Source organism: Paenibacillus sp. OT2-17 (genome assembly GCF_009827695.1).
GTDB lineage: Bacteria > Bacillota > Bacilli > Paenibacillales > Paenibacillaceae > Paenibacillus > Paenibacillus polymyxa_B.
On sequence record NZ_WUDQ01000172.1, the window covers coordinates 1 to 7,007 of the forward strand.

General features: G+C 43.0%; 6 protein-coding genes. All 6 read right to left on the reverse strand.

The window, feature by feature from the left end; translation table 11 throughout:
• Positions 1–81: 81 nt before the first annotated feature.
• The 6 genes from GRP75_RS16310 to GRP75_RS16335 all read right to left on the reverse strand — a co-directional run bounded on the left by GRP75_RS16310 (position 82) and on the right by GRP75_RS16335 (position 6,817).
• Positions 82–1,683, reverse strand: coding sequence for an alpha-amylase family glycosyl hydrolase (locus tag GRP75_RS16310; protein ID WP_076160454.1), 1,602 nt, complete (start codon positions 1,681–1,683; stop codon positions 82–84).
• A 240-nt stretch (positions 1,684–1,923) separates the two neighbouring features.
• The gene (locus GRP75_RS16315; RefSeq protein ID WP_160789816.1) at positions 1,924–2,400 is read right to left on the reverse strand and encodes an RNA polymerase sigma factor; all 477 of its coding nucleotides are present in this window, start codon (positions 2,398–2,400) and stop codon (positions 1,924–1,926) included.
• 40 nt (positions 2,401–2,440) lie between these two features.
• Positions 2,441–3,334: a polysaccharide deacetylase family protein gene (locus GRP75_RS16320; protein ID WP_160789817.1), complete on the reverse strand. Its 894-nt coding sequence runs from the start codon at positions 3,332–3,334 to the stop codon at positions 2,441–2,443.
• Between the two features lie 68 nt (positions 3,335–3,402).
• Positions 3,403–4,617, reverse strand: coding sequence for an ABC transporter permease (locus GRP75_RS16325; RefSeq protein ID WP_160789818.1), 1,215 nt, complete (start codon positions 4,615–4,617; stop codon positions 3,403–3,405).
• Entirely contained in the window at positions 4,614–5,351 is a 738-nt protein-coding gene (locus GRP75_RS16330) for an ABC transporter ATP-binding protein (protein ID WP_013310325.1), read from the reverse strand. The genes GRP75_RS16325 and GRP75_RS16330 overlap by 4 nt, the downstream gene beginning before the upstream one ends.
• Positions 5,348–6,817, reverse strand: a complete 1,470-nt coding sequence (locus tag GRP75_RS16335) for an efflux RND transporter periplasmic adaptor subunit (RefSeq protein ID WP_160789819.1) — start codon at positions 6,815–6,817, stop codon at positions 5,348–5,350. The genes GRP75_RS16330 and GRP75_RS16335 overlap by 4 nt, the downstream gene beginning before the upstream one ends.
• Positions 6,818–7,007: the final 190 nt, after the last annotated feature.

Sequence of the window (7,007 nt, forward strand, 5' to 3'; positions counted from 1 at the left end):
AAAAGGGGGTGCTGTTAACACCCCAAACTGGATTCATCGATATATATCCTGCTTCATCTGAACAGTAATTTTGCCGTATATTCAGCTCTTTCTGTCTTCTTCGGTAATTAGAGAACTGTAAGCCGGAATTGTAACTGTTCCTTTCTTCACCTTTACATTCTTTGAGGTGGAGAAGACCACTTTCCATTTACCCTTATCGAAATCTTTCATCTGCAGGGTAACCGGCTCTCCAGACAGGTTATGATATACATATAGTGCTTCTTTGCCTGAAGTACGTTTAAATGCGGTCACGCTGGCAGAACCTGCTTGTATAGGTTGCAGACTGTCGCTGCGTAAAGCTTCATGTTCTTCCCTCAGACGGATGAGTGTGCGATAGCTTTCCAGCAGGGAATCATCGTCCCTCAGCTGCGCTTCCACTGATACCTCGCCTGTGTTGTATTTGGGTTTCTCCCACGTCGTTTGACCAGGGCCATCTCCCTTGTACCAGCGCATAGGCTCACGAAGATACTCATCAGGCTTCTCTCCCTTCATACCGATTTCTTCCCCATAATAGAGGAACGGCTGACCCGGAAGCGTCAAAAGAATGGAAGCAGCCAGCTTGGCTTTTCGCACATCTCCGCCCACTTCGCTCATGACACGGGTCTGGTCATGGTTGCTCAGGAACGGAGCATCGAGTGCCGCCTTATTATACGATTTGTACAGTTGCAGCGTTTTCTCGGCGAATGCCGCGATACCCTGATCTCGGCCGTTTTTCACGGAGTTCAAAATCGTTCCACCCAGGTCAAAATTAAACAGGGAATGGAGCGGTCCGTAATAAGGAGCTATGGTCTCCGGTTTGTCCCATACCTCTCCTGCCAGATATACATTTGGATTTACCTTCTCCATCTCGGAACGGAATTCATTCCACCATGCGATGTTCTTATCCGCACCATCCTTCGTCTGTCCTCTAAAAATATGCATCGCCGCGTCAAGCCGGAACCCGTCTGCACCCTGCTGCAGCCAATACTTGCCGACTTTGATCATTTCTTTGCGGACTTCGGGATTGTCAAAGTTCAGATCCGGCATGCCCGACCAGAATGTACTGTAGAAATACCCTTCGCCATTCGGGTTCTTATGCCATACCTGCTGACCCCACGAGCCCTTTTCTTCCAGATCTGTGTTCTCATCCGCCCATACGTAATAGTCGTGGTATTTGCTTTGTGGGTTGGCACTGGCCTCCTTAAACCATGGGTGCTCGCTGCTCGAATGATTGATAACAAGGTCCATGATCACCTTGACGCCCTTTCGGTCCGCTTCTTTCATCAAGGTGCGGAAATCATTTAGACTCCCATACTGCGGGTCCACCTGATAGTAATCAGTTACATCATATTTATGGTAGCTTGGAGATGGATTAAGGGGCATAAGCCAGAGGCCGCTGACCTGCAAATCCTTACCCGAATGGGGTTTGCCATCGTTTAAGTAATCAAGTTTTTGTGTGATTCCTTTCAAATCACCGTGTCCGTCTCCATTCGAATCATAAAAAGAATTGATATAAATTTCATAAAATACGCCGCTTCCAGTAGAAACCGGAGGCTTATGTCCGTTCATTTCCTGCTCTGCCATTGCACCTGAAGCGAACATCGTGAGCATAGGCACCGTTAACATGGCGGTGGACAATCTTCTTAAGCGTTTGTTACGTGTCAAAACAAATCAGCTCCTTTGATTGTTATGGGTGCGTTTTCATTATAAATAGAAACAATCCAAAAAAAGGGGATATTTATTATCTATTATGGTGGAAAATATCGATCTTATTGCTTTATCTCTGTATCGAACGAAAGAGGAGCAGACTCTATGTCTACTCCTCTTTCGGAAATTATTCTTTTTCTTAGATTTAGTACTTTCGATTTGCTGAATAAAAGATTGTCTGCTGTCGTCCAAATCAGTTCAGGAAATATATCTTAATTTAATGCGTTTTGAAGCTCTGTGCAGCGAAGACTTTACTGAATTTTCACTCTTGTTTAAGATTCTAGCCGTTTCTTTTATGGAGTATCCTCGGACTAAACGCAATTCAAGTACCGTCCTTTGCTCGGTATTACTTGCCATCAAAAGAATTCGATTGACCTCCTCCTGAATTTCAAAATCGAGGATATCCCAGTGATAATAAAGCAGTTCCTTGCGTAAGTTGTATTCATCCATCTTTTTTCGTTTTCTGATTAAATCTATAGCTAAATTTTTGGCAATTCTCAAAAGGTAAAACCGAATACGATCTTGAGGCAAGTCAGGTGAAGCTCTTATAAACCGAATAAAGCACTCATGCAACAAATCTTCAGCATCCTGTTTGTTATGCAATATCCTCAATAGATAGCCTAAGAGGTCTGATTTGCAAGATAAATATAGATCCTCCACACCTTTAATATCCATATTATTGCTTGTCCCTTCTGTTTTGTTTGGAATCGGCAAGTCACTTTATTGTCTTAAATTCATATCCCTTCTTTTTTAAATATGTTATGATTTCAGGCAAGGCTTTGGCTGTTTCTTCCTTCCCATAAGTGTCATGCATGAGTACCACTGCTTTTTCTCTAGTCCCCATGTTCCTTATGAATTCGCGAATTAATTGTTCAGCATTCTTAGGTGCACCTTCTGCATCTTTAGGTAACACATTCCAGTCAATCTGATGGTAATCTTTATCATGTAGAGCTTTGTCCAGCACTTCCATACCATTGGGATCATTTCTCTGCCATGTCATATGGCCACCTGGAAAACGAATTACTCTTGTGGAAAAATTCTGCCCCAATATTTGCTTTAAAACTTGATTTGTTTTTTCAATATCCTTCATAAAAATGCTCGAATTCACAGTTTGATTAGGATATAAATAACTGTAGTCATGTGAGGAGGTATGATTTCCGATAGCATGTCCTTCTTTAACTACTCTTTTTGTTATTTTTTTAGCCACTTCATTTTCTTCTACTGCCTTTCCTACCACAAAAAACGTTGCTTTCACATTTTCTTCTTTAAGAACATCCAATATCTTAGGCGTTACGGTGACCGATGGGCCATCATCAAAAGATAAATAGACTACTTTTTTACCGTCTATCCCCTCAGGCCGATGTCCTTGCATTTGCTGATTCAAGTATTTTTCAACAAATGCTGCATCTTCAACACCCGAAACATTTTTTAGAGGTGATTCGCTCCCTTTGGATTCGTTATTTAATACCGGCTGTTGTTTACTACTAAAGATATCAAAGAGTTTTAAAATAATTAGAACAATACAAATGATAATAATAAACAGTAGTCTTCTTCTATTTCTCTTCATCCGATGAGCTCTGGTTCTATTATGCGTATAGCTTTTTTCCATTAGTATATGTTCCTCCAAAAATCTAGAAGCTGTTTACGTTTCATTTTGCGACCATGTGCCAATTGAAATTATTCGTATCTCAATGCATCTATAGGCTTTAAACTTGCTGCTTTATAAGCCGGGTATACTCCAAATAGGATGCCTGTGCCCGCAGAGCTAAGAAACGAATATATAATAGGCGAGATCGTAAATTCAATGGTCATATGTGTCGTTGCTTCGATTATTTTGGACGCTCCTATGCCTGTTACAACCCCGATTGTACCTCCTAACAGACCAAAGATGACCGCTTCAGATAGGAATTGAATCATAATATCTCTCGGCTTGGCACCAATGGCTTTCCGAATACCGATTTCTCTTGTACGCTCTATAACCGAAACCATCATAATATTCATAATTCCGATTCCCCCTACCACGAGCGATATCGCGGCTACACCACCCAGTAAGCTGGTCATGATATTATCTACACCGGAAGCTGCACCTGCTGCCTCTGACTGACTCATAATTTGAAATTGATCCGGTTCTGAGGGTTTTAGCTGATGCGTCACACGCAAGCTTTCCAATATGTCTAGACGAGCCTGATCCATCAAAGCTGGTGACTTGGCAGACACGTCCAATCCCGTAATGTTTTTCTCACCCAGACGGTTCATCATGGTTGTAGCAGGGATGTAAATTTGTTCATTAGTACTATAGCTTAAGTTCGTAACTGGCTGAGTATTCAATACTCCGATCACCTTGAAAGGAATCTGTTTAATTTGAAACGTTCGTCCCAATACATTTTGGTTATCTCCACCAAAAAGACGTTGAACCGCTTGGCTTTCAAGAATGGCGACATTCATGCGTTTATCCATCTCATCGTTGGTAAATGTTCTGCCCTCGGCAAAGGAAACCTTTTTGACCTTATAGAATGAAGCGGAAGTCCCTACAATAGTGGCGTTATAGTTATATCGCCCCCACGCAGCTTTAGAATTGCTCGATATATTCGGCATCAATGCATCTATAGAATTCTTTTGTTCCAACGCCTCGACATCAGCCCAAGTAAACGATGGCGTGTTGTCCAAATCTATTTCACCATCGACCATTGTCATAGCTGGAGCAACCATCAATACGTTATTCCCTAATTTATTAATTTCTGCTTTTATGCGGGCTGTAGAGCCGTTTCCGATCGCCATAATGGCAATAACCGCTGCCACCCCGATAATAATACCGAGAATCGTTAAAAAGGAGCGCAGCTTATTGGTCGTTAAACTATTAATTGATACACGGATCGTTTCCATCAAATTCATAGGCTCGCCATCCTTGATGAAATTCTTCTATTGGTAATGCTTTCATCCCGCTCAATATCCCCATCCCGAAAGCTGATCAACCGCTTGGCATATTCAGCGATTTCCAGCTCATGAGTAACCAAGACGATGGTTTTCCCCTGCTCATTCAAACCCTGAAACAGCTCCATAATCTCGACGCTCGTCTTCGTATCCAGTGCCCCCGTAGGCTCATCTGCCAGCAGAATAACAGGATTATTCACCAACGCACGCGCAATAGAGACACGTTGCTGCTGACCGCCAGAAAGCTCGTTAGGTTTGTTGTACATCCGTTCTGCAAGGCCTACACTTCGAAGCGCGTCCACGGCTCGTTCCCGGCGTTCCTTGGCAGGTATACCTGCATACATCATAGGTAGCTCTACATTTGCTAATGCTGTAGTTCGGGAAAGTAGATAGAATTTTTGAAACACAAAACCCAGTTTCTGATTTCGGATCTCGGAAAGCTCGTTCTCACGAGCATCCAATATGGAATACCCATCCAGATAATACTTCCCGGTATCAGGATGATCGAGGCAACCAATGACATTCATCATAGTGGACTTACCCGAACCAGAGGGACCCATTATGGCAACAAACTCACCTTCGCTAATAGATAAATTCACACCACGTAGAGCCTGAATCTCCTGTCCGCCTACCTCATATATTTTTTTTAATGCTTTAATTTCAATAACGTTTTTATTTAATTGGACTTCGTTCATTGTGCCTGACCCCCATCAGGGTCCTGGCCCTCTTGACTGCCATTCGAACCAGCACCGTCCTGAGGCGGAATAATAATGGTCTCGCCTTCCTTAACACCTGACTTGATTTCGGCTTGATCCGCTGTATAAACACCCAGCTTCACAGGTCTGAATTCATAATCTGCAGGGTTTGCTGGGTTCTTCGCTACATATACTCCGTCCACTCCACCTTCGGATCTCAATGCAAACAATGGAACGGACAGCGCGTCTTTACGTTCAGCCAAGAGGAGTGATACATCCATGTTCATCCCCGGTTGCAGCCTTATTTTTTGGCTATCCAAAGACAATTCAATTTTGTATGTAGTCACATTCGATTCCGTCACCGGCTCTGGAGAAACAAAGCGTACTTCGCCTTTAAATTGTTTGTCCGGGAATGAATTCGAGTGCATTGTAGCCTGAAGTCCGGTCTTCAATTTAGCAATATCACTTTCGTTAACCTTGGCAAGAACCTTCATAACGCCTGTATTGGAGTTATTCATTACAATAAAAGGTGCAGTAGGACTAGTACCCACATCGCCGTTGACCTTCAAAATGATCCCGTCCCACGGTGCCGTAACCTGTAATTTGCTCAGGACACTTTTCTTCTGCTCTAATGCCGTTTCAGCCTGCTGTAAAGAAGCCTGTGCAGATTGGATGTTGGAAGCTTCAGGCGGGGACTGTGCAGCCTTTAATTGTATTAAAGCTGTTTTAAAGCCCATTTCTGCCTCCTCAATTGCCTCAGTCTGTTTGGTCTGTGCCTTCTTGTACTGCAGCTCCGCATTGCTCATATCCAGTTTTGCCTTATCCAGATTTTGCTTGGCTGTCGCCAGGTCACTTTCTGCTGCCGCATCATTCTGAACCAGATAAGCCTGGTCATCATAATCCTTCTGGGCCTTATCCAAAGTCACCTTGACTGCCACCTTTTGTGCAGCGGCTTCCTCTAACTCCATATCGTTCTTGGCTGTTTTAATCGCCATTTGTGCCTTTAAGACATTGGTTTTCTGGAGCTCGATATCATTGGTTTTGGGTCCGCGCTTGGCTTCCTCCAGCTTGGCCCTTGCAATCGCGACATTGGATTCGGCATCCTTAATTTGCAGCCTGGCATCCGAATCATCTAATCGTGCTAGAACCTGACCTGCTTTGACACTATCTCCTGCTTTGATATTGACAGCGATGAGCTTGGCACCCTCGACATTTGTAAAATTAATATTTACTTCCTTGGAAGCCTGAACGGTCCCAGTCACTTTAAGCGAATCCGTCATGTTTGTTTTCTGTACCTGTACAATCTGGTTCGCAGGACTCTCCACGGGCTTTTCCTGCCCCTTTTTCATATAAACAAAACTTCCAATTCCCGCTATAATGATCAAGACAAGAATACCTATAATCCCTCTCAATCTTTTTTTCCTTCTTAACACTTGCAATGAATCTTTCTTTTCTATTTCCGACAATGTTATATCCCCTTAAAATGTATTTTTTCTAAAACCTATACGCTCCACGGCTTGTTTAAAGCATGTTGCAGCAGCGTCATTTGAACAATTAGTTCATCCTTATTCCGTTCAATTTGCTTCACTTTTAACTGATTCTTGGCAATCTCCGTACCTGTAGCAAAACCCCGTTCCTTTTTTCTACTAGTTTTAT